The following is a 21,703-nucleotide window of genomic DNA, read 5'->3' as shown; positions in this document are numbered from 1 at the left end:
GTAACAGTGCGTGGCGAATCATGCGCCTGACCGGCTGGCCGTGGGCATGCCGCTTTTGGCTAATCGCGATGCCCTTTCCCCGGCGTTCAGTCATGTGCAGACGCCGTTCGGCCCTTTGCGACAGCGGTCGGCTCTGCGACCATGAACGTCCCCCACCTCCGGAAGCCTGCAATGAGCCTGTCCGCCGTTTCGCCTGTCCCCGATCCCGTCGCAGCCGCCACCGGCGCTGCCTGGTCGCCGGAGAGCTGGCGTGGCAAGACCGCGCTGCAGATGCCGACCTACCCGGACCCGGTGGCGCTGGACGCTGCCCTGCACGAGCTGAAGCGGCTGCCGCCGCTGGTCACCTCGTGGGAGATCCTGGCCCTGAAGCAGCAGTTGGCGGAGGCCCAGGAGGGCAAGCGCTTCCTGCTGCAGGGCGGCGACTGCGCCGAGAACTTCAGCGACTGCGAATCGGGCACCATCTCCAACCGCCTGAAGGTGCTGCTGCAGATGAGCCTGGTGCTGGTGCATGGGCTGCGCCAGCCGGTGATCCGCGTGGGTCGTTTCGCCGGCCAGTACGCCAAGCCGCGTTCGGCCGATACCGAGACGCGCGACGGTGTGACCCTGCCGAGCTACCGCGGCGATGTCATCAATGCGCCGGCCTTCACTGAAGCAGCGCGCCTGCCGGACCCGAAGCGGATGCTGCAGGCGCACGCGCATTCGGCGATGACGATGAACTTCGTACGGGCGCTGATCGATGGTGGTTTCGCCGACCTGCACCACCCCGAGTACTGGAACCTGGAATGGGTGAGCCATTCGCCGCTGGCCGCCGAGTACCAGAAGATGGTGGCCTCGATCGGCGATGCCGTGCATTTCATGGAGACGTTGGCCGGGGCCCGCGTGCACAACCTCAACCGCATCGACTTCTACACCTCGCATGAAGCGCTGCTGTTGCCGTACGAGCAGGCACTGACCCGCCAGGTGCCCCGCCAGCAGGGCTGGTTGAACCTGAGCACGCATTACCCCTGGATCGGCATGCGCACGGCTGCGCTGGATGGCGCGCACGTGGAATACCTGCGTGGCGTGCGCAATCCGATTGCGATCAAGGTGGGCCCGTCGGTGACGCCGGACCAGCTGCTGCGCCTGATCGATGTGCTCAACCCGCATGACGAGCCGGGCCGCCTGAGCTTCATCCACCGCATGGGTGCCGCGCAGATCGCCGAGAAACTGCCGCCGCTGCTGGACGCGGTCAAGCGTGATGGTCGCCGCGTGCTGTGGGTGTGCGATGCGATGCATGGCAATACCGAAAGCACCGCCAACGGTTTCAAGACACGTCGCTTCGACAACGTGCGTGGCGAGGTGGAGATGTCGTTCGACCTGCATGCGGCCGCCGGTACGCGCCTGGGCGGTGTGCATCTGGAACTGACCGGCGAGGACGTGACCGAGTGCATCGGCGGCGCGCGCGAACTGACCGAGCGCGACCTGGAGCGCGCGTATCGTTCAACGGTGGACCCGCGGTTGAACTACGAGCAGTCGCTGGAGATCGCGATGGCGATCGTACGCAAGCAGGAGCAAGTGCGGTAAGGGTTTTTCGGCAGGGCTTGCAGCCCTGCACCTGCTACGAGCCAGAGCAACGTCAACGTCAACGTCAAAAGCGGGCTATCCGTGGGTTGGCGGGTGTCGGAGTGCGGGGACGCCACAAGTACGTCCTTGAAGGCTTGGCAGCCGCATCCATGCCGCTGACACCCCGCACTCCGACACCGCCCCACCTTCGACAGGTTCAGGTCGCTATTGGTGGGTGCCGACCGTTGGTCGGCACATCTGTCAGATGTCGAATGAATCATCCACGCATGGCGTGGATCTACTGGTAACTGCGGCGATTGGCATGCGCGGCTGTTGGTAGGTGTCGACCGTTGGTCGACACGATTTTTCTTTCAGATAGCAGTATTCAAAATGGGCTCCGACCCCGTGCCGACCAACGGTCGGCACCCACCATCAGCAGCAGGTTCCGACAGATCGCAGAAAACTGTCGAAGGCGGGGTGGGTCCGGTTGCGGGAGTGTCCGCGGCATGGATGCCGCGGACAAGCCTCCATGGATGGGTTCACGGCGTCTCCGCGACCGGACCCATCCCGCCATCCCACAGGAAACCCGCTTCTGCTTCGGCTGTTGCTGTTGCTGTTGCTTCGGCTCGCAGCAGGTGCAGGGCTGCAAGCCCTGCCGATCAACACCCTCCTTACGAACGACTGACGTGACGCTCATGCGCCATGCGCGAGGCTGTCCGTTCACGCTTTCACGTGGAGGTGGCAAGAGTGCCTTGGGAGCACATGCAGGCCTATGCATGGCCATTGGGTTTGGCCGCATTGGTGGGTGGCATCGGCGCGTGGCTGATCCTGTGGATCTATCACCGGCTGAAAGGGCGTGATCGACGGCGCGCACGCATCGGGCGCGTGCTCGGCCTGCCGATGGCCACCGCGTGGCCGTTGCTGCTGTTGATTCCCGCCCTGCAGGCCACGCCGCTGCAGGATCCGTTGCTGGGCCATCTGCAGCATGTGCTGCACATCGCGTTGACTGCCTGCTTCATCTGGTTGCTGGTACGTGCGGTGGCGGCGGGCGAGCGCGCAATCCTGCGCAGCCATCCCATTGATGTCTCCGACAATCTGGAAGCGCGCCGCATCCAGACCCAGACGCGCGTGCTCAGCCGGGTGCTGATGGGCGGCATCATCGTGCTGGGCGCATCGCTGGTGCTGCTGACGTTTCCGATGGTGCAGAAGATCGGTACCGCGCTGCTGGCCTCGGCCGGCCTGATCGGCCTGGTGGCCGGTATCGCGGCCAAGCCGGTGTTCGGCAATCTGATCGCCGGCCTGCAGATCGCGTTGACGCAGCCGATCCGCCTGGATGACGTGGTGATCGTGGAAGGCGAGTGGGGACGCATCGAGGAGATCGGAAGCAGTTACGTGGTGGTGCGTATCTGGGATGAGCGGCGGATGGTGGTGCCGTTGACCTGGTTCATCGAGAACCCGTTCCAGAACTGGACGCGGCGTAGTGCCGACCTGCTCGGCACAGCCTTCCTGTGGCTGGATTATCGTGCCCCGATTGCGGCGATCCGTGCTGAACTGGAGCGCATCTGCCGGGGCGAAGCGTTGTGGGATGGCCGAGTCTGCGTGACCCAGGTGACTGAAACCAGTGAGCGTGCAATCCAGGTCCGCCTGCTGGTCAGTGCGCGCAGCTCCGGCGACGCGTTCGACCTGCGTTGCCTGGTGCGCGAGCGCATGCTCGATTTCCTCGCGCGTGAGCATCCGCAGTCGCTGCCGCAGGTGCGTGCGCGGCTGCAGCATGCAGACGAGCTGGACATGCCGCGTGGTCCTCGTGCACGCACTGCAGATGTGCGTTCGCCGGGGGCTGAAGACGGTGAGGCGGCGATCGTGCCAGCGGAGCCCGACCAGCCGCTGTAGAGCCGAGCCATGCTCGGCTGCTTTCGATTTTCCGTTGAAGCCGAGCGTGGGCTCGGCTCTACAGAAACACGATCACGGCTCGCCAGCGTCGATCAGCGCGTCGGTATCGAAGTGCGGCGGGCGCCGTGCGCGCGTGCGCTGCTCGTAGGCGTAGGCCATCTCGATCAGCTTCGGCTCGCTCCAGGCGGTGCCCATGAACAGCAGGCCGACGGGAAGGCCGTTGATCTGGCCCATCGGCACAGTCAGGCTGGGATAGCCAGCCACAGCGGCAGCGCTGTAGCTCTCGCCGGGGAAATCGTCGCCTTCGCTGCGGATCGGCCACGCCACGCCGGTGGTGGGGGCCACCAGCGCATCAAGCTGGTGGGCGGCGAGGGCAGCGTCAATGCCTTCCGGGCCCGCCAACCGGCGTGCATCGCTGCGCGCGCGGATATAGGCCGGGTCGGCCAGGCCGGCAGTGGCGTCGGCCGCCACCAGCAGTTCCTGGCCGAACAGGCCCAGCTCCTGCTTGCTGTGCGCCTGGTTGAAGGCGATCAGTTCGGCCAGGCTGCGCAGCGGGGCGCGATGGGCGCTGAAGTAGCGCTCCAGCCCGGCCTTGAATTCGTACAGCAGCAGCGTGCGCTCGGCCTCGGCCCAAGCGCCCTGGTTGGGCAGCTCCACCGGCACCACCACGGCGCCGGCGCGACGCAGCTCGGTCGCCGCCTGTTCGATCAGTGGCGGCATGCCCCGGTACTTCAGCAAGGGTGTCTGCAGCAGTCCGATGCGCTTGCCGCGCAGGCCCTGGGGGTCCAGTCGCGCGGTGTAGTCGTAGACCGCGCGGCCGGGCATGGTCGCGGTGGCCGGGTCGGCATCATCGCGGCCGGCGATCGCGGTCAGCACGGCGGCAGCGTCGGCGACACTGCGCGCCATCGGACCGGCGGTGTCCTGGCTGAAGGAAATCGGGATGATGCCGTCGCGGCTGACCAGGCCTACGGTCGGCTTGAGGCCGACGATGCCATTGATCGCCGCCGGGCAGACGATGCTGCCGTCGGTTTCGGTACCGATTGCTGCGCTGGCGAGGTTGGCGGCCACGGCTACCGCGCTGCCGCTGCTGGAACCACAGGGCGAATGGCTCAGCCGATAGGGATTGCGGGTCTGGCCGCCGCGCGCGCTCCAGCCGGAGATCGAATCATTGCCGCGGAAATTGGCCCATTCGCTCAGATTGGTCTTGCCCAGCACGATGGCGCCGGCATCGCGCAGCCGGCGCACCAGGTAGGCATCGTCCGGACGGAAGCTCTGCAGGGCCAGAGAGCCGGCACTGGTGGCCATCGGCGCGGCGTTGATGTTGTCCTTCAACAGCAGCGGGATGCCGTGCAGCGGGCCGCGCAGGTGGCCGCTACGGCGCTCGCGGTCGCGCGCGGCGGCTTCCTTCAGGGCATCGGAGTTGAGCTCGATCACCGCGCGCAGGCGCGGCCCGGCGCGGTCCAGGGCGGCGATGCGCTGCAGGTAGGCCTGGGTCAGGGTGGTGCTGTCCAGTTCACCGGCGGTCATCCGCGCCTGCAGGTCGGCAATATCGGTTTCGGCGTACGGGAACGGCACGTTGCGGCTCGCAGGTTCGGCCGCATGCGCGCTGGGCGTGGCCGGGCTGCAGCCAGCCGAAAGCAGCGCCGGCAGCGCGGCGAGCAGGCAGGTCAGCAGAGGCGGCAAGGACGGGCGCATGGGGCGGCTTGGTCGGCTCCAATCCCCAGTGTAGCGAGTGCTCAGCGGTGGCGCTTGCGCAGGTCGCGGGCGAGTACGTAGACCACGATCAGGTTGATGGCCAGGATCGTCCACGACGGCCAGCCGGGATGGCGGATGATCGCGAAGATGTCGAAGGGCAGGTACAGGGCAGCGGTCAGGCAACCCAGCCAGGAGGCCCAGGCCTTGGCCCGCCACAGGCCCCAGGCTTCGACCAGGTGCAGCAGTCCGTAACCGATCATCCCCGCCGCGGCCAGGTGGACCGCGTCGGGGCTGATCATGTGCAGCAGCGAGGGCAGGGTGCCGTGGTCCGGATCCAGGCTGAAACGCCGGATCAGGGCCATGATGCCGTGCCGCAGCGGCTGCGGTCCGAGCACTTCCAGCCCGGTGGCAGCCAACAGTGCCAGCATCGCCTTGCTCGCTTCGAGCAGGGCGATGACGTGCAGGCCCGGATGCCGGTGTGGATCCGGGTTGTAGCCGCTCTGGCTCACGGGGTGCTGGCTCAGCCGCCGCGCGAAGCCTTCTTGCGGTCGCTCTCGGTCAGGAACTTCTTGCGCAGGCGGATCTCCTTCGGGGTGATCTCGACCAGCTCGTCGTCTTCGATGAAGTCCAGGGCCTGTTCCAGCGAGTACTTGATCGCCGGGGTCAGCTGGATCGCATCATCCTTGCCCGAAGCGCGCATGTTGGTCAGCGGCTTGGTCTTGATCGCGTTGACGGTCAGGTCGTTGTCCTTGGAGTGGATGCCGACCAGCTGGCCTTCATACACGTTGTCACCTTCGGCGGCGAAGAGCTTGCCGCGTTCCTGCAGTGGGCCCAGCGAGTAGGCCGGGGTGACGCCCGGCGCATTGGCGATCATCACGCCGTTGATGCGCTTGGCGATCGCGCCCTGTTCCTTCGGGCCGTAGTGGTCGAACACATGGAACAGCAGGCCCGAACCCTGGGTCAGGGTCTTGAACTCGTTCTGGAAACCAATCAGGCCACGGGCCGGGATCTGGTATTCCAGGCGCACGCGGCCCTTGCCGTCCGATTCCATGTTCTTCAACTGGCCCTTGCGGGTGCCCAGCTTTTCCATCACGCCGCCCTGGTGGACTTCTTCGATGTCCACCACCAGCTGCTCGATCGGCTCCATCAGCTGGCCGTCGATTTCCTTGATGATCACTTCCGGGCGCGACACGGCCAGCTCGTAGCCTTCGCGGCGCATGTTCTCGATCAGCACCGACAGGTGCAGTTCGCCACGGCCGGAGACCAGGAACTTGTCGGCGTCTTCCAGCTGCTCGACCTTCAGGGCCACGTTGTGGACCTTTTCACGGTCCAGGCGGTCCTTGATCTGGCGGCTGGTCAGGAACTTGCCACCGGACAGGTCCTTGTTGCCGGCGAACGGCGAGTTGTTCACCTGGAAGGTCATCGAGATGGTCGGCTCGTCGACGGTCAGCGCCGGCAGGGCTTCCGGGAAGTCCGGTGCGCAGATGGTGTCGGAGATGGTCAGCTCCTGGATGCCGGAGATGGCCACGATGTCGCCGGCCTCGGCCGAATCCTGCTCGATGCGCTCCAGGCCCATGAAGCCCAGCACCTGCAGCACCTTGCCGTTGCGCTTCTTGCCTTCACGGTCGATGACCGCGACCTGCATGTTCTTCTTCAGGGTGCCGCGCTGGATGCGGCCGATGCCGATCACGCCCACGAAGTTGTTGTAGTCCAGCTGGCTGATGCGCATCTGGAACGGGCCTTCCGGGTCCACTTCCGGCTTCGGCGCGTGCTTCATGATCGCTTCGTACAGCGGGGTCATGTCGCCGTCGCGCACGGTGTCTTCCAGGCCGGCGTAGCCGTTCAGGCCCGAGGCGTAGACGATCGGGAAGTCCAGCTGCTCGTTGGTGGCACCGAGCTTGTCGAACAGGTCGAAGACCTGGTCGATCACCCACTCCGGACGGGCGCCCGGACGGTCGACCTTGTTGACCACGACGATCGGCTTGAAGCCCATCGCGAAGGCCTTCTGGGTCACGAAGCGGGTCTGCGGCATCGGGCCGTCCATCGCATCGACCAGGATCAGCACGGTGTCGACCATCGACAGCACGCGCTCGACCTCACCGCCGAAGTCGGCGTGGCCGGGGGTGTCGACGATGTTGATCCGGTTCTTGATGCCGGTCTTCTTGTCTTCCCAGGTGATGGCGGTGTTCTTGGCCAGGATGGTGATGCCGCGTTCCTTTTCCTGGTCGTTGCTGTCCATCACGCGCTCGGCGAGGACGGTACGCTCGGACAGGGTGCCGGACTGCTTCAGCAGCTGGTCGACCAGGGTGGTCTTGCCATGGTCGACGTGGGCGACGATGGCGATGTTGCGAAGATTTTCGATGGACATACGAAAGGGGGCCAGTCGGCGCCGGATTTGGAAAAAGAAGTCCAACATTATACGTCGAACTTGACGATTCGCGAAAAGGTGGATTTCACGCCCGTCACGGGGCCCATTCAGTTGGGCCGCCACACGGCCGAGGCCGCCAGACCGTCGCGCGGGCTGCCCCGCCGGCGGCTGAAGCCCGGGTCTGCGCCCATGGTCGAAGCCGCCGCCGCCGCAAGGCAGGTGTAAACTAGGTGGCTAGACGCGTTCCCCTCTGCATCAAGGATCTTCATGTCCCTCATCGCCACTTTCGACACCACCCAGGGCCCGATCAAGGTCGAGCTGTTCGCCGACAAGGCGCCGCTGACCGTGGCCAACTTCGTGAACCTGGTCAAGCACGGCTTCTATGACGGCCTGATCTTCCATCGCGTGATCGCCGACTTCATGATCCAGGGCGGCTGCCCGCAGGGCCGTGGCACCGGCGGCCCGGGCTACAAGTTCGAAGACGAAAAGAATGGCGTGAAGCACGAGGTCGGCTCGCTGTCGATGGCCAACGCCGGCCCGAACACCAACGGCAGCCAGTTCTTCATCACCCACATCAAGACCGATTGGCTGGACGGCCGCCACACCGTCTTCGGCAAGGTCCTGGAAGGCCAGGCCATCGTCGATTCGGTCAAGCAGGGCGACGTGATCCATTCGATCACCCTGGAAGGCGACGTCGACGCCGTGCTGGCCGCCCAGGCCGACCGCGTCGCCGAGTGGAACAAGCACCTCGCCGCCTGATCCCCCTTCGAAACGGCCACCCACGGGTGGCCGTTTCCCTGTTCCCCGCCGCCCGCCAGGCCTGCGTGGCTCCGCCCGCGGCGTCCCATCAAACGCTTGCAAGCAAGAGGAAACCCCCATGAAAGCACCCGTTCGTGTTGCCGTGACCGGCGCCGCCGGCCAGATCGGTTATGCCCTGCTGTTCCGCATCGCCTCCGGCGAAATGCTGGGCAAGGACCAGCCGGTCATCCTGCAGCTGCTGGAACTGCCGGTCGACAAGGCCCAGGCCGCCCTGAAGGGCGTGATGATGGAGCTGGAAGACTGCGCCTTCCCGCTGCTGGCCGGCATGGTCGGCACCGATGACGCCGAAGTCGCGTTCAAGGACGCCGACATCGCCCTGCTGGTCGGCGCGCGTCCGCGCGGCCCGGGCATGGAGCGCAAGGACCTGCTGCTGGAAAACGCCAAGATCTTCACCGCCCAGGGCGCGGCGCTGAACAAGGTCGCCAGCCGTGACGTGAAGGTGCTGGTGGTCGGCAACCCGGCCAACACCAACGCCTACATCGCCATGAAGTCGGCCCCGGACCTGAAGCCGGAAAACTTCACCGCCATGCTGCGCCTGGACCACAACCGCGCGCTGAGCCAGCTGTCGGCCAAGCTCGGCAAGCCGGTCGGTGGCATGGAGAAGCTGGTGGTGTGGGGCAACCACAGCCCGACCATGTACCCGGACTACCGTTTCGCCACCGCCGATGGTGCGTCGATCGCCGATGCGATCAACGACCAGGAGTGGAACGCCAACACCTTCATCCCGACCGTCGGCAAGCGCGGCGCGGCGATCATCGAAGCCCGCGGCTCGTCCTCGGCTGCTTCGGCCGCCAACGCCGCCATCGACCACGTGCGTGACTGGGTGCTGGGCAGCAACGGCAAGTGGGTCACCATGGGCGTGCCGTCCGACGGTTCCTACGGCATTCCGGAAGGCGTGATCTTCGGCTTTGCCGTGACCACCGAGAACGGCAAGTACACCCTGGTCAAGGATCTGCCGATCGACGACTTCAGCCAGAAGTACATCGACAAGACCCTGGCCGAGCTGGAAGAAGAGCGCGCCGGCGTCGCCCACCTGCTGGGCTGATGCAGGCGGTACCGGCCACGGCCGGTACCTCCACCGCGATGGTGGGTACCGACCGTTGGTCGGTACGCAGAAAACGGGGAGGCTTCGGCTTCCCCGTTTTTGTTTGGAATTCCTGGAACCGCATGATCCACCTGCATTACATCGATGACGCGCTGCTGGTGGCCGAGAAGTCGGCCGGCCTGCTGTCCGTGCCCGGCCGCAGCGCCGAGAACCAGGACTGCGTGGTCGCGCGCCTGCAGGCGGTGTATCCGGATGCGTTGACGGTGCATCGGCTGGATCAGGTGACCTCCGGCCTGCTGCTGCATGCGCGAGGCAAGGAGATGCAGGCCGCATTGTCGATGCAGTTCGAGCAGCGCCAGGTTGGCAAGCGGTATGAAGCGGTGGTGCAGGGGCTGCTCGAACGCGACACCGGCGAAGTGGACCTGCCGCTGATCGTGGATTGGCCGAATCGACCGAAGCAGAGGGTCGATCAGGAACGCGGCAAGCCGGCGCTGACACGCTGGCGCGTAATGGCGCGTGATGTTGAAGCGCAGCGCACCCGCGTGGAACTGGAACCGGTCACCGGCCGCAGCCATCAACTGCGCCTGCACATGGCCAGTCTCGGGTATCCCATTGTCGGTGACGTGCTGTATGGCGCCGCCCCGGCGCAGCGCGTGCACCTGCATGCGTGCAGCCTGCAGTTCACCCACCCGGTGACGGGCGAGGTGCTCGCGTTCGAGTCTGCGGCTCCGTTCTAGGGGTTCGGCAGGGCTTGCAGCCCTGCACCTGCTACGAGTCAGAGCAACGTCAACGTCAACATCAAAGGCGGGTTATCCGTGGGTTGGCGGGACGGTGTCGGAGTGCGGGGGCGCCGCAAGTACTTCCCTGTAGGCTTGGCAGCCGCATCCATGCGGCTGACACCCCGCACTCCGACACCGCCCCACCTTCGACAGGTTCACTCGGCTGTTGGTAACTGCGACATTGTTCCGCACGGCTGTTGGTAGGTGTCGACCTTGGTCGACACGATTTTTCTTTCAGATATCGAATGAGTCATCCACGCATGGCGTGGATCTACCGTGTCGACCAAGGTCGACACCCACCAGAGCAATACGCCGTTCCGACAGATGGCAGGAAACTGTCGAAGGCGGGGTGGGTCCGGTTGCGGGGGCGTGAGCGCCATGGATGGCGCGACCGAGCCTCCATGGGTGAGGGCGCTTCGCTTGCGAAGCATTGCTTCGCAAGCGCCCGAACGCCCAGCCGCCAGCGGCTGGGCCGGACTGGGGATTCACGGCGTCCCCCGCAACCGGAGCCACCCCGCCATCCCCCAGGAAACCAGCTTCTGCTGTTGCTGATGCTGTTGCCGGCCAGCGGCCGGCACTACCACGGGTGCAGGGCTGCAAGCCCTGCATAACAAACCCCACCCCCCTACCAAGGTAGGGCGGCCCGCGCGCCAGCGCCGGACTATCCTCGAACCCATGACTTCGTCTGGGAGGGCTGCGTCATGAACTACGAGGAAACCTACCGTCGCTCGATCGACGAGCCGGAGGCCTTCTGGGGCGAGGAAGCCAAGCGCATCCATTGGCACAAACCGCCGCAGCAGGTGCTCGACTACAGCAATCCGCCGTTCCGGCGCTGGTTCGTCGGCGGCGAAACCAATCTCTGCTACAACGCCGTCGACCGTCACCTGGCCGAGCGCGCCGACCAGCTCGCACTGGTCGCCATCTCCACCGAAACCAACAGCACCCGCGAAATCACCTATCGCCAGCTGTATCGCGAAGTGAACGACTTCGCCGCCGTGCTCAAGCACCTCGGCGTCGGCCATGGTGACCGCGTGGTGATCTACATGCCGAACATGGCCGAAGCCGTGTTCGCGATGCTGGCCTGTGCGCGCATCGGTGCGGTGCACTCGGTGGTGTTTGGTGGCTTCGCCGCGCACAACCTGGCGCTGCGCATCGACGATGCGAAGCCGAAGCTGCTCATCGCCGCCGATGCCGGCATGCGCGGTGGCAAGCTGATTCCGTACAAGCCGATGGTTGACGCGGCCTGCGCCGAAGCGGCTTCGCCGCCACCGCATGTGCTGATCGTGTCGCGCGGGCTGGATGCCGCCGAACCACGCGTGCCGGGCCGTGATGTGGAGTACGCCACGCTGCGTGCACAGATCGGGGAAGCGGATGTGCCGGTGCAGTGGCTGGAGGCGAGTGAGCCGAGCTACCTGCTGTACACCTCCGGCACCACCGGCAAGCCGAAGGGCGTGCAGCGCGATGTGGGTGGCTATGCGGTGGCAATGGCCCAGTCGATGGAGACCGTGTTCGACTGCAAGCCGGGCCAGGTGATGTTCTCCACCTCCGATGTCGGCTGGGCGGTGGGCCATTCCTACAACGTGTACGGCCCGCTGATCGGTGGCTGCACCTCGCTGCTGTACGAAGGGCTGCCGACGAATCCGGATCCGGGCATCTGGTGGGCGCTGTGCGAGCAGTACAACGTGCGCACCATGTTCTCGTCGCCCACCGCCATCCGCGTGCTGAAGAAGCACGATGCGGACTTCATCCATCGCCACGACCTGCGCGCCCTGAAGTACCTGTTCCTGGCCGGCGAGCCGCTGGACGAACCGACCGCGCACTGGATCAGCGAAGCGCTGGGCAAGCCGATCATCGACAACTACTGGCAGACCGAGACCGGCTGGCCGGCTCTGACCCTGCTGCCGGGCCTGGAGATGAAGCCGGTGCGCTTCGGTTCGCCGGGCTTCCCCAATCTTGGCTACCGGATGAAGGTGATCGACGAGAACACCGGCGAGGAAGTCGCACCGGGGCAGAAGGGGGTGCTGGTGGTGTCGCCGCCGTTGCCGCCTGGCTGCATGAGCACGGTGTGGAACGACGACAACCGTTTCCTGCAGAGCTACTTCAGCCATTTCAAGGAACTGCTGTACAGCTCGCTGGACTGGGCGATCCGCGACGACGATGGCTACACCTTCATCCTCGGCCGTACCGATGATGTGATCAACGTAGCCGGGCACCGGCTGGGCACGCGCGAGATCGAAGAGGCCATTTCGAGCCACCCGCGCGTGGCCGAGGCAGCGGTGATCGGCGTCAAGGACGAACTGAAGGGGCAGGTGCCGCTGGTGTTCGTCACCCTCAAGCAGGGCCTGGATGGCGAGGATCCGGCGCCGGTGGTGGCCGAGATGATGGCCACGGTGACCACCTCGCTCGGCGCGGTGGCGCGTCCGGCGCACGTGCACGTGGTCAACGCGCTGCCCAAGACCCGTTCGGGCAAGCTGCTGCGGCGCTCGTTGCAGGCGTTGGCCGAGCAGCGCGACCCGGGCGACCTGTCGACGCTGGACGACCCCGGCGCGCTGGAGGAGATCCGCCGCGCGCTGGGCCGCTGACCTGCTTCTGTAGAGCCGAGCCGATGCTCGGCTCCGCATGCCTTGCCAAAGCAGCCGAGCATGGGCTCGGCTCTACAGGGGAGGCCGTTGCTGCACCGCAGCTTCCTCCCTGCAACCGGTGCGCTAAGCTCGGTTGCAGGGGGGCGTGCCCGCGAGGGCCCGCCGGAGTGGCGCATTGAGGGAGGGGGAGGCAATGGCACTGCTGCACGCCAAGACGGCTGCTGGCCGTCAGGAAATCGAAGACCGTAGCCGGCGCCTGCCGGCGGCACTGCGCTCGATCCTGCTGATGGTCGATGGCCATCGTGACGACACCGAACTGCGCGGCTTGTATGAAGGCCTGCGTGCGCCGCCTGATGCACTGGAGCAGCTGGCCGCGCTGGGCCTGATCGAAGTGATCGGCGGAAGTGCAGAGGCCGTGCCGGCGCGTGGCATCAGCACTGGTCGCGAACAGGACCCGGCGCTGTACCAGCAGCTGTACGACGCGATGAGCGATGCGGTGCGGCGCCATCTGGGTCTGAAGGGCTACTTCATGCAGTTGAAGATCGAACGCTGCACCGATGCGCTGGCGCTGGAACGCCTGTGCCCGGAACTGCTGGCAGCGGTGGGCAAGGCGCGCAGCCCGGCGCTGGCACAGCGCTGGTGGCAGGAAACTCAGGCCGCCGTGGTCAAGGGTGGTGGTGAGGTCGTGCAGGCCTGAGCCACCGCGTAAAGTGATCGGTTCACTTCCCCACAAGGACTCCCGCGTGCAGGACGACCACGACGACACCGATACCCCCGGCTGGGACGCCATCAATGCGGCGCTGGCGCCGCTGTATGCCGGGCAGGAGCCACGTCACTTCGGCACCGCGCTTCCGTACACGCTCGGTGGCCAGGATCCGCTCGATGGCATCAGCGTGTACTGGGCGCATGCGCCGGTACCCCACTGGCACTACGTGACTTACGGCTTCTCCGAGCTGTATGCCAAGGAGAGCAGTGATGCCGCCACCAGCGGCTATGGTTTCGAGCTGACGTTCCGTCTCGCCGCCGAAGCCGCTGAGAACGCCGACAGCACGCCGCCGGTGTGGCCGATGAACCTGCTGCAGAACCTGGCGCGTTATGTGTTCGCCAGCGGCAACGTGTTCGAGGATGGCCACCATCTGAATGCCAACGGCCCGATCGCGCTGGAGACCGACACGCGGCTGTGCCATCTGGCGTTCATTGCCGACCCGCAGTTGCCGGCACGCGACACCGCCAATGGCCACCTGCAGTTCCTGCAGCTGGTCGGGCTGACCGATGAGGAGATGGAAGCGGTCAAGCGCTGGTCCACGCGCGGCGTGCTGCAAGTACTGCAGCCGGCAATGCCACTGTGGATCAGCGACCTGCACCGCGGCAACCTGCTGGAGGACCAGGCGCTTGCCGCGCAGGTGCGGGAAGGCAGCGAGCGCGAGGGCTCCAGCACCGGCATGCTGTTCATCGAGACGTTGGACTGGCGGCAGGAGGCGGGCGTCACCACGCTGGTGCTCGGCGCCGGCCAGGTGGCCAGCGTGTGCGAGCTGCTGCCCTTGCGCCTGCGCCACGGCAGATCGCTGGAACTGGTCAGCCGCGAGCGGCAGTGGGAGTTCGTCGCGAACGGGGGCGGTGAAGCGGCGGACGTATCCGCCGACAGCGCGCGCTGGTCACTGGACGAGGCGGGCCTGCAGGCCCTGGCAGGGGTGCGCGCCGAGCGCGGGGTTTACCCGCTGGCGGGGGCGCTGCGCATCGAAGTGATGCCGACCTACCTGCGCGATGCCAACGGTGAAGTGATCCGCCAGATCGGTTGACCACGCCCTGGCGTATCGGCCCCCGCCTGCGCAGGGCAGAGGGGTCAGGCCCGTCCGCCACGCGAACGGCTCTGACCCCGGGTCATGATCAGGCCAGCCCTTCGGCCTTCAGTGCGGCCTGCACGCCGGCATCGGCGTCCATGCGCGCCTTGTAGGCGGCCAGGTTGTCCAGGCCCGACAGGTCGACCTTGGTACCGGCGGCCCAGCGCAGGGTGATGTAGAAGTACGGGTCGGCGAAGCTGCGGAAGCCGGCCAGCCACGGCTTGTCGGCCAGCTGCCTGTCAGCGGTCTCGAACAGGCCACGCAGGCGCTTGTGCGCGGCGGCGCGGATCGCATCGAACTGGCTCTCGTCGGCGATGAACTTGCCCGGCGCGAACAGCGGCGAGAAGGCCGGATGCACGTCGGAATTGACGAAGGCCAGCCAGCGGGTGGCTTCGGCGCGCTGGCGCGGGCTGCCGTCACCGCCGAGGCCGGCCTGCGGGAAGCGATCGGCGATATAGCCCATGATCGCGGCGTTCTGCAGCAGCACGAAGTCGCCGTCGACCAGCGCGGGCACCGCACCGGCCGGATTGATCTTGAGGAATTCCGGACCCTTCAGGGTGTCCTTGTTCAGCAGTTCAACCTCGAACGGCTGGCCGGTCCACTGCAGGGCGATGTGGTCGGCGGTGGAACAGGCACCGGGCTTGCTGTACAGCTTCATGGGAACTCCAGGTGATGCGGGCGGGAAACGCCCACTATCCCAGAGCCTGCCGGCAGGCGGCAACGCTGCCGCCGGCACGGATCGTTACGACTGCCGCGGCTTGAGGTTCTGCACCTTATAGAAGGTGTGATCGCCGATGGTGGCCACCTGATAGGCATTGCGCCAGTTCGGGCTGGCGATGGACAGCGCGGCGAAGTGGCTGGCACCGGGCACGATCTCGCGGCGCTCGCCGGCCGGCAGCGCCCAGTTGCGCTCGGCGTCGAAAGCGACGTTCATCGCCTCGCTCCACGCCGCGTCATTGCCCAGCTGGGTGCCGGGGGAGACGATGGTCGGTGCGAACTGCTTGCGCGCGGTGACGACCTGGCACATCGAGTCGCCCCACAGGCCGCTGTCAAGGCGACGCAGGGCGACCTCGGCGACGGCCTGCTGGCCGCGCAGGGTCTGGTCGCGGGCTTCCAGGTAAACGGTGGTGCTCAGACACAGTGAATCAGCGGCCGGCTGCGGCAACAACTGCGACAGCCAGAGAATCCAGGCCAGTTTCATATAACTCCTTGCTCCGTATGGGCCGCACCTTCCGGTTCCGGCCGCGGGGGCGACAGGAGGCGGGGTACGACTTGGCGTCATGGGGAGGCGGCCATCGGGGCCGCCCCGTGGGCAGCCCCAAAAAGAATCGATCAGTACTGATCGGTGGGGCCACGCCAGCTCACCGGAAACTGGCTGGTGAGCGGAAAGATGGCGCAAGGTAGGGGGGAATAGCCGAACGCATCGTGAACCGCCCGGCTTGACATTCAGGTTCGACGGAGGTGACGGAAATCACATTCCGTCCCCCATTCAGGCGCTCATCAGAGCGTGGCGGCCACCCGGCTGCCCTGGTCGATTGCCCGCTTCGCGTCCAGTTCGGCGGCCACGTCGGCACCGCCGATCAGCTGCGCGTTGATGCCGGCGGCCTGCAGTTCGGCCTGCAATGCGCGGTTCGGTTCCTGCCCGGCGCAGATCACCACATGGTCTACCGGCAGCAACTGTTCGCTGCCTTCCACGCGGATGCGCAGGCCTTGATCGTCCACGCCCAGGTACTCGACGCCACCGAGCATGCGCACGCCCTTGGCCTTCAGTGTGGCGCGGTGGATCCAACCGGTGGTCTTGCCCAGTCGCGCGCCGGGCTTGCCGGCGCTGCGCTGCAGCAGCCACAGGCGCCGCGGTGACGGCTCGACCTCGGGCCGGCCCAGCGAGCCGCGTGCCTCGAAGCTGGCGTCCACGCCCCATTCGGCCATCCAGCGCTGCGGGTCCAGCGACGGCGACTCGCCAGCGTGGCTGAGGAATTCGCCGACGTCGAAGCCGATGCCGCCGGCGCCGATGATCGCGGCAGTGGCGCCCACTTCGACGCGGCCCAGCAGTACGTCCAGATAACTGACCACCTTGGCGTGGTCGGCGCCGGGGAAGCTGACCTTGCGCGGGGTGATGCCGGTGGCCAGCACCACCTCGTCGAAGCCGGCCAGGCTGGACGCGTCGGCGCGGGTGTTCAGGCGCAGCTGCACGCCGGTTTCGGCCAGCTTGTGGCGGAAATAGCGCAGGGTTTCGTGGAACTCTTCCTTGCCGGGGATGCGCTTGGCCACGTTGAACTGGCCGCCGATCTCATCGTGGGCATCGAACAGGGTGACCTGGTGGCCACGCTGGGCCGCGACAGTGGCACAGGCCAGGCCGGCCGGGCCGGCACCGACCACGGCAACCTTCTTCGGCGCGGGGGTGGGGCGATAGACCAGTTCGGTCTCGTGCGCGGCGCGCGGATTGACCAGGCAGCTGGCCAGCTTGTTCTCGAACACGTGGTCCAGGCAGGCCTGGTTGCAGGCGATGCAGGTATTGATCGCTTCCGCGCGGCCTGCACGGGCCTTGTTGGGCCATTGCGGGTCGGCCAGCAGCGGACGTGCCAGCGACACCATGTCGGCGCCGCCGCCGGCGAGGATGCGTTCGGCGACGTCGGGCATGTTGATGCGGTTGGTCGCCACCAGCGGCAGCGTCACATGCGGTTTCAGTTTGGCGGTGACACCGGCGAAGGCCGCACGCGGCACCGAGGTGGCGATGGTCGGAATGCGCGCCTCGTGCCAACCGATGCCGGAATTGATGATCGTCGCGCCAGCCGCCTCGATGGCCTGCGCCTGCTGCACGATCTCGTCCCAGTTGCTGCCGTCGTCCACCAGGTCGACCAGCGACAGGCGGTAGATGATGATGAAGTCCGGGCCGCAGGCCTCGCGGATGCGGCGCACGATCTCCACTGCAAAGCGCATGCGTTGGTTGGCGTCGCCACCCCAGCGGTCGGAGCGCTTGTTGGTGCGCGGGGCAATGAACTCGTTGATGAGGTAGCCCTCCGAGCCCATCACCTCCACCCCGTCGTAGCCGGCCTCGCGGGCCAGCTTCGCGCTGCGCGCGTAGTCGGCGATATGCCGCTCGACGCCACTGGCCGACAGCGCGCGCGGGGTGAACGGGTTGATCGGCGCCTTCAGCTTCGACGGTGCCACCGACAGCGGGTGATAGGCATAGCGGCCGGCGTGCAGCAGCTGCAGGCAGATCTTCGCGCCGTGCTGGTGCGCGGCGGCGGTGAGCTGCCGGTGCGGGCGTACCTCCCAGGGCCAGGACAACTTGCCGCCAAAGGGCTTCAGCCAGCCCACCACGTTCGGTGCGAAGCCGCCGGTGACGATCAGGCCAACGCCGCCCTCGGCGCGTTCGGCGAAGTAGGCCGCCAACCTTGGGAAGTCGCGGGCGCGATCTTCCAGTCCGGTGTGCATCGAGCCCATCAGGACGCGGTTGCGCAGCTGGGTGAAGCCCAGATCCAGCGGGGCGAACAGATGGGGATAGGCGCTTTCGTTGGCTGGCGACATGGTCGATACGCTTGCGTACGGAAGCGCGAAGCGTGCCGCGAAATGGCGGCCGGGGCAAGGGCCGCTGGATCGCGCCTGCAGCGCTGCCCACGAACTCGGGGGGCGGTAGTGCCGGCCGCTGGCCGGCATTCGGGTCAACTCAGGGCGATTGTGGTTGTCGGCCTGCGGTCGGCACGACCGGGCGGCGGCCGATCCCGAACCAGCCCAGGGTGACGCCGCACAGCGGGCCGATCAGCAGGGCGAAGGCGAGGGTGCCGAGGCCGACGTTGCCGCCCAGCCACCAGCCCAGCAGCAGCACGCTGCCTTCGATGAGGCTGCGCACCTTCCAGATCGCCCAGCCGGTGCGGGCATGCAGGCCGGTCATGAGGCCATCGCGTGGACCCGGGCCGAGGCGGGCGCCGATGTACAGGCCGGTGGCCAATGCCACCAGCAGCATGCCCGCGCAGAACATCGTCAGTTGCCAGCCAAGGCCGACGGCCGGCGGCAGCAGCCACAGCCCGAACTGCGCGGAGGGACCGATCAGCATCACGTTGAGCACGGTGCCGACGCCCGGCTTCTGCCGCAGCGGCCACCACAGCAGCAGCACCAGTGCGCCAATCACATTGGTGGCCAGGCCAAACGAGAGCGGGGTCTGTGCGGCGATGCCCTGTGACAGCACATCCCACGGCGCCACGCCGATGGCGGCACGGATCATCAGCGAAGCACCAAAGCCGTACAGGAACAGGCCGGTGATCAGTTGCAGCAGGCGCAGGGGCAGGGCGGTGGGCAGGGTGGGCTCGGGGGAGAGGAATCTGTTTCCACCGTAATCCCGATTCAGTCACTTCAATAGATACAGATGCCGACCAATCCGCCGCTACAGGCGGAATCTGTAGAGCCGAGCCCATGCTCGGCTGCTTTGCCTGGCACCACCAGCCGAGCATGGGCTCGGCTCTACATGACGCTTCAGTCGTCCCAGCCCACCAGTGCCAGCTTGCCCACCGTGCGTCCGCTGGCCAGGCGCTGATGCGCAATGTCCAGATTTGCCGCATTGATCGTGCCCAGTGACTCACTGAGCGTGCCGCGCAGCTGGCCAGCATCGATCATGCTGGCGGCGCGGCTGAGGATGCGGTGCTGTTCGATGCGGTCGGCGGTGGCAAAGCGCGAGCGCGCGAACATGAATTCCCAGTGGATGCCGATGCACTTGGCCTTGTAGGGATCGCCGATGCGCAGCGGGCCACGTGGCTCGACAATCAGCCCGACATGTCCCTGCGGCGCCAGCAGCTGGCCCAGCTCATCCCAGTACTGGTCGGTGTCGGCCAGGTTGAGTGCGACCTGCACCGCGTCGATGCCGAGCGCATGCAGCTGGGCCTGGAGCGGCTGCCGGTGATCAATCACGTGCCGGGCACCCATCTGCCGGCACCAGTCGGCCGAGGCTTCGCGCGACGCAGTGGCGATCACCTCGAAACCCGCATGGCGGGCCAGCTGGATCGCCATCGAGCCGACGCCGCCCGCACCGCCGATCACCAGCAGGTTCTGGCCGGCGTGGCGGCAATCATCCAGCCGCAGGGGCATGCGCTCGAACAGCAGTTCCCAGGCAGTGAGCGTGGTCAGCGGCAGTGCCGCGGCCTCGGCGAAATCCAGCGTGGTGGGTTTGCGCGCGACCAGACGTTCGTCCACCCATTGGTACTGCGCGTTGCACCCCGGGCGGGTGACATCACCGGCGTAATAGACCTCATCACCGGACGCGAACAGGCTGGCCTCGTCGCCGATCGCCTCCACTACGCCGGCCGCGTCCCAGCCAAGGATGCGAGGTGCCTGGAGCGTGGCTGGATCCGTGCTGGCACGCTGCTTGCCGTCGACCGGGTTGACCGAAATCGCCTCGACCCGCACCAGCAGGTCGCGCCCCCGTGGAGGCAGCGGCGGAGGAAGGCGGATATCGCACAGCGCGGGGGCGGACTCACGACTCAGGGCGACGGCTTTCATCACGGCTCCGGCTGGGTTCGTGGTTTCCATCATAAGGTTCCTCACCTTTTCGCAGAGACGCTGAACTGCTCATCGCAGCGCGCTGCGCAATGTGTCGTTTCCAACGCCTAAACCCCGTCAAACCCTTGCAGCGTGAGGGTCTTGCGGATTTTCATCATCCTGTATAGGGTTTCAACGTCGGACCGATGGACGGTCGGGCGCAACACTTCACATGTTACGGGACTGTTAACATGGCCTTCACCCGCCTGAGCATAATGTTCGCGGCGGTGGCGTGCTGAATCGGCTGTCGTACATCGACGCACTTGTGCTGGCCCATGCCTCTACCGGTTTCATACCCCCGAAATAGGAGCTGTACTCAATGAACAAGAAGATCCTTACTGCCGCGCTGCTGGGCGGCCTGGCTTTCGCCCAGGCAGCTTCGGCGCAGGAGTTCGATGACCGCTGGTACCTGACCGGTTCGGCCGGCTTCAACTTCCAGGACAGCGACCGTCTGACCAATGATGCTCCGTTCGTGACCCTGGGCCTGGGCAAGTTCATCAGCCCGAACTGGTCGCTGGACGGTGAGCTGAACTATCAGAACCCGAACTTCGATTCGAACAAGGACCTGAACTGGTCGCAGTACGGCGTCTCGCTGGACCTGCGTCGCCACTTCATCAAGGAAGGCCGCGGCTGGAACCCGTACATCGTCGGTGGCCTGGGCTACCAGAAGTCGGAAGAAGAGTACCCGGCGCTGAATGCCAACGGTCCGCGCCAGCGTAAGGACGGCAACGTTGCCGCCAAGCTGGGCGTCGGCCTGCAGACCACCTTCGAAAAGCGCGTTGCTGTCCGCGCCGAAGTGGCTTACCGCGCTGACTTCGACGACCAGAGCGTTGCCGCTCCGAACGAAGACTGGTTCGGTGACGTGCTGGCTTCGGTCGGCGTCGTGATCCCGCTGGGCCCGGCTCCGGTCGCGGCTGCTCCGGCTCCGGCTCCGGTTGCCCCGAGCTGCGCCGATCTGGACGACGACGGTGACGGCGTCAACAACTGCGACGACAAGTGCCCGAACTCGCAGCCGGGTCAGACCATCGGTCCGGACGGTTGCCCGGTGCCGGTCTCCATCGACCTGAAGGGCGTCAACTTCGACTTCGACAAGTCGAACCTGCGTCCGGACGCCGTGGCGATCCTGAGCGAAGCCACCGAGATCCTGAAGCGTTACCCGGATCTGCGCGTTGAAGTTGCCGGTCACACCGACTCGAAGGGTACCGACGCTTACAACCAGAAGCTGTCGGAGCGTCGCGCCACCGCCGTGTACAACTACCTGACCAAGAACGGCGTTGACGCCGGTCGCCTGGTCGGCCCGATCGGCTACGGCGAGAGCCGTCCGATTGCTCCGAACACCAACCCGGATGGTTCGGACAACCCGGAAGGTCGCGCCAAGAACCGTCGTACCGAGCTGAACGTCCAGAACTAAGTTCTGACGCTCTGCCAGTAGGACACAGCAGGACCCGGCTTCGGCCGGGTCTTGTTGTTTCTGCGGCACTCAATCCAGGCATCTGGTGGTCTGCAAGTAACCGTTCGTCGGGTTTTTATCCTTAAAACCAATGAGTTGCCGTATTCATTGAAAGTGGCGCTTGAAAGCTGTCGCGGCATTGCTAAACTCGCCGCGTCCC

Annotated in this window: 17 protein-coding genes; 9 read left to right on the top strand and 8 right to left on the bottom strand. The window is 66.3% G+C overall.

The features are described 5' to 3' along the window. The first annotated feature begins 171 nt into the window (after positions 1-171). On the top strand, positions 172-1,563 hold the full coding sequence (locus G370_RS0104700) for a class II 3-deoxy-7-phosphoheptulonate synthase (protein ID WP_019659572.1): 1,392 nt from the start codon (positions 172-174) through the stop codon (positions 1,561-1,563). A gap of 681 nt (positions 1,564-2,244) precedes the next feature. Further along, positions 2,245-3,432 carry a mechanosensitive ion channel family protein gene (locus G370_RS0104695; RefSeq protein WP_195670299.1) on the top strand — a complete coding sequence of 396 codons (1,188 nt, stop codon included), beginning with the start codon at positions 2,245-2,247 and terminating at the stop codon, positions 3,430-3,432. Between the two features lie 72 nt (positions 3,433-3,504). Here the strand turns inward: G370_RS0104695 and G370_RS0104690 are convergent, their stop codons facing one another. Genes G370_RS0104690 through typA form a run of 3 tightly spaced genes read right to left on the bottom strand, consistent with a single transcriptional unit; the run spans position 3,505 to position 7,495 of the window. Next, positions 3,505-5,127, bottom strand: a complete 1,623-nt coding sequence (locus tag G370_RS0104690) for an amidase (RefSeq protein WP_019659570.1) — start codon at positions 5,125-5,127, stop codon at positions 3,505-3,507. A gap of 41 nt (positions 5,128-5,168) precedes the next feature. Continuing rightward, the gene (locus tag G370_RS0104685; protein WP_019659569.1) at positions 5,169-5,636 is read right to left on the bottom strand and encodes a DUF2127 domain-containing protein; all 468 of its coding nucleotides are present in this window, start codon (positions 5,634-5,636) and stop codon (positions 5,169-5,171) included. Positions 5,637-5,647: 11 nt separating this feature from the next. Continuing rightward, complete coding sequence (gene typA / locus G370_RS0104680) at positions 5,648-7,495, bottom strand: translational GTPase TypA (protein WP_026346967.1); 1,848 nt, start codon at positions 7,493-7,495, stop codon at positions 5,648-5,650. Between the two features lie 267 nt (positions 7,496-7,762). Here typA and G370_RS0104675 point away from each other — a divergent pair, with 267 nt between their 5' ends. The 6 genes from G370_RS0104675 to G370_RS0104650 all read left to right on the top strand — a co-directional run bounded on the left by G370_RS0104675 (position 7,763) and on the right by G370_RS0104650 (position 14,519). Then, a complete protein-coding gene (locus G370_RS0104675) occupies positions 7,763-8,254 on the top strand; it encodes a peptidylprolyl isomerase (protein WP_005408225.1) in 492 nt (163 codons plus the stop codon). 118 nt (positions 8,255-8,372) lie between these two features. Further along, positions 8,373-9,359, top strand: coding sequence for a malate dehydrogenase (locus G370_RS0104670; RefSeq protein ID WP_005415428.1), 987 nt, complete (start codon positions 8,373-8,375; stop codon positions 9,357-9,359). Positions 9,360-9,481: 122 nt separating this feature from the next. Further along, complete coding sequence (locus tag G370_RS0104665) at positions 9,482-10,096, top strand: RluA family pseudouridine synthase (protein ID WP_019659567.1); 615 nt, start codon at positions 9,482-9,484, stop codon at positions 10,094-10,096. 743 nt (positions 10,097-10,839) lie between these two features. Further along, entirely contained in the window at positions 10,840-12,720 is a 1,881-nt protein-coding gene (prpE, locus tag G370_RS0104660; RefSeq protein ID WP_019659566.1) for a propionate--CoA ligase, read from the top strand. A 193-nt stretch (positions 12,721-12,913) separates the two neighbouring features. Continuing rightward, entirely contained in the window at positions 12,914-13,417 is a 504-nt protein-coding gene (locus G370_RS0104655) for a hypothetical protein (protein ID WP_019659565.1), read from the top strand. A 46-nt stretch (positions 13,418-13,463) separates the two neighbouring features. After that, on the top strand, positions 13,464-14,519 hold the full coding sequence (locus G370_RS0104650; RefSeq protein ID WP_019659564.1) for a suppressor of fused domain protein: 1,056 nt from the start codon (positions 13,464-13,466) through the stop codon (positions 14,517-14,519). A gap of 88 nt (positions 14,520-14,607) precedes the next feature. On the opposite strand, the gene G370_RS0104645 is transcribed toward G370_RS0104650, so the two are convergent. The 5 genes from G370_RS0104645 to G370_RS0104625 all read right to left on the bottom strand — a co-directional run bounded on the left by G370_RS0104645 (position 14,608) and on the right by G370_RS0104625 (position 20,054). Beyond that, complete coding sequence (locus tag G370_RS0104645; RefSeq protein WP_019659563.1) at positions 14,608-15,219, bottom strand: glutathione S-transferase N-terminal domain-containing protein; 612 nt, start codon at positions 15,217-15,219, stop codon at positions 14,608-14,610. Between the two features lie 84 nt (positions 15,220-15,303). After that, on the bottom strand, positions 15,304-15,762 hold the full coding sequence (locus G370_RS0104640; RefSeq protein WP_004154513.1) for a cell wall hydrolase: 459 nt from the start codon (positions 15,760-15,762) through the stop codon (positions 15,304-15,306). 299 nt (positions 15,763-16,061) lie between these two features. Further along, positions 16,062-18,092 carry an NADPH-dependent 2,4-dienoyl-CoA reductase gene (locus tag G370_RS0104635; protein WP_019659562.1) on the bottom strand — a complete coding sequence of 677 codons (2,031 nt, stop codon included), beginning with the start codon at positions 18,090-18,092 and terminating at the stop codon, positions 16,062-16,064. Positions 18,093-18,231: 139 nt separating this feature from the next. Beyond that, complete coding sequence (yczE, locus tag G370_RS0104630; protein WP_021202254.1) at positions 18,232-18,861, bottom strand: membrane protein YczE; 630 nt, start codon at positions 18,859-18,861, stop codon at positions 18,232-18,234. A gap of 173 nt (positions 18,862-19,034) precedes the next feature. Next, entirely contained in the window at positions 19,035-20,054 is a 1,020-nt protein-coding gene (locus G370_RS0104625) for a zinc-binding alcohol dehydrogenase family protein (RefSeq protein WP_019659560.1), read from the bottom strand. A gap of 358 nt (positions 20,055-20,412) precedes the next feature. Between G370_RS0104625 and G370_RS0104615 the strand changes: the two genes are divergently transcribed. Continuing rightward, the gene (locus G370_RS0104615) at positions 20,413-21,504 is read left to right on the top strand and encodes an OmpA family protein (protein WP_019659558.1); all 1,092 of its coding nucleotides are present in this window, start codon (positions 20,413-20,415) and stop codon (positions 21,502-21,504) included. Positions 21,505-21,703: the final 199 nt, after the last annotated feature.

Origin of the sequence: Stenotrophomonas hibiscicola ATCC 19867, assembly GCF_000382065.1 — a bacterium.
GTDB lineage: Bacteria > Pseudomonadota > Gammaproteobacteria > Xanthomonadales > Xanthomonadaceae > Stenotrophomonas > Stenotrophomonas hibiscicola.
The sequence above is the reverse complement of the archived record's forward strand: the minus strand, read 5'-3'. Positions and strand labels throughout refer to the sequence as shown.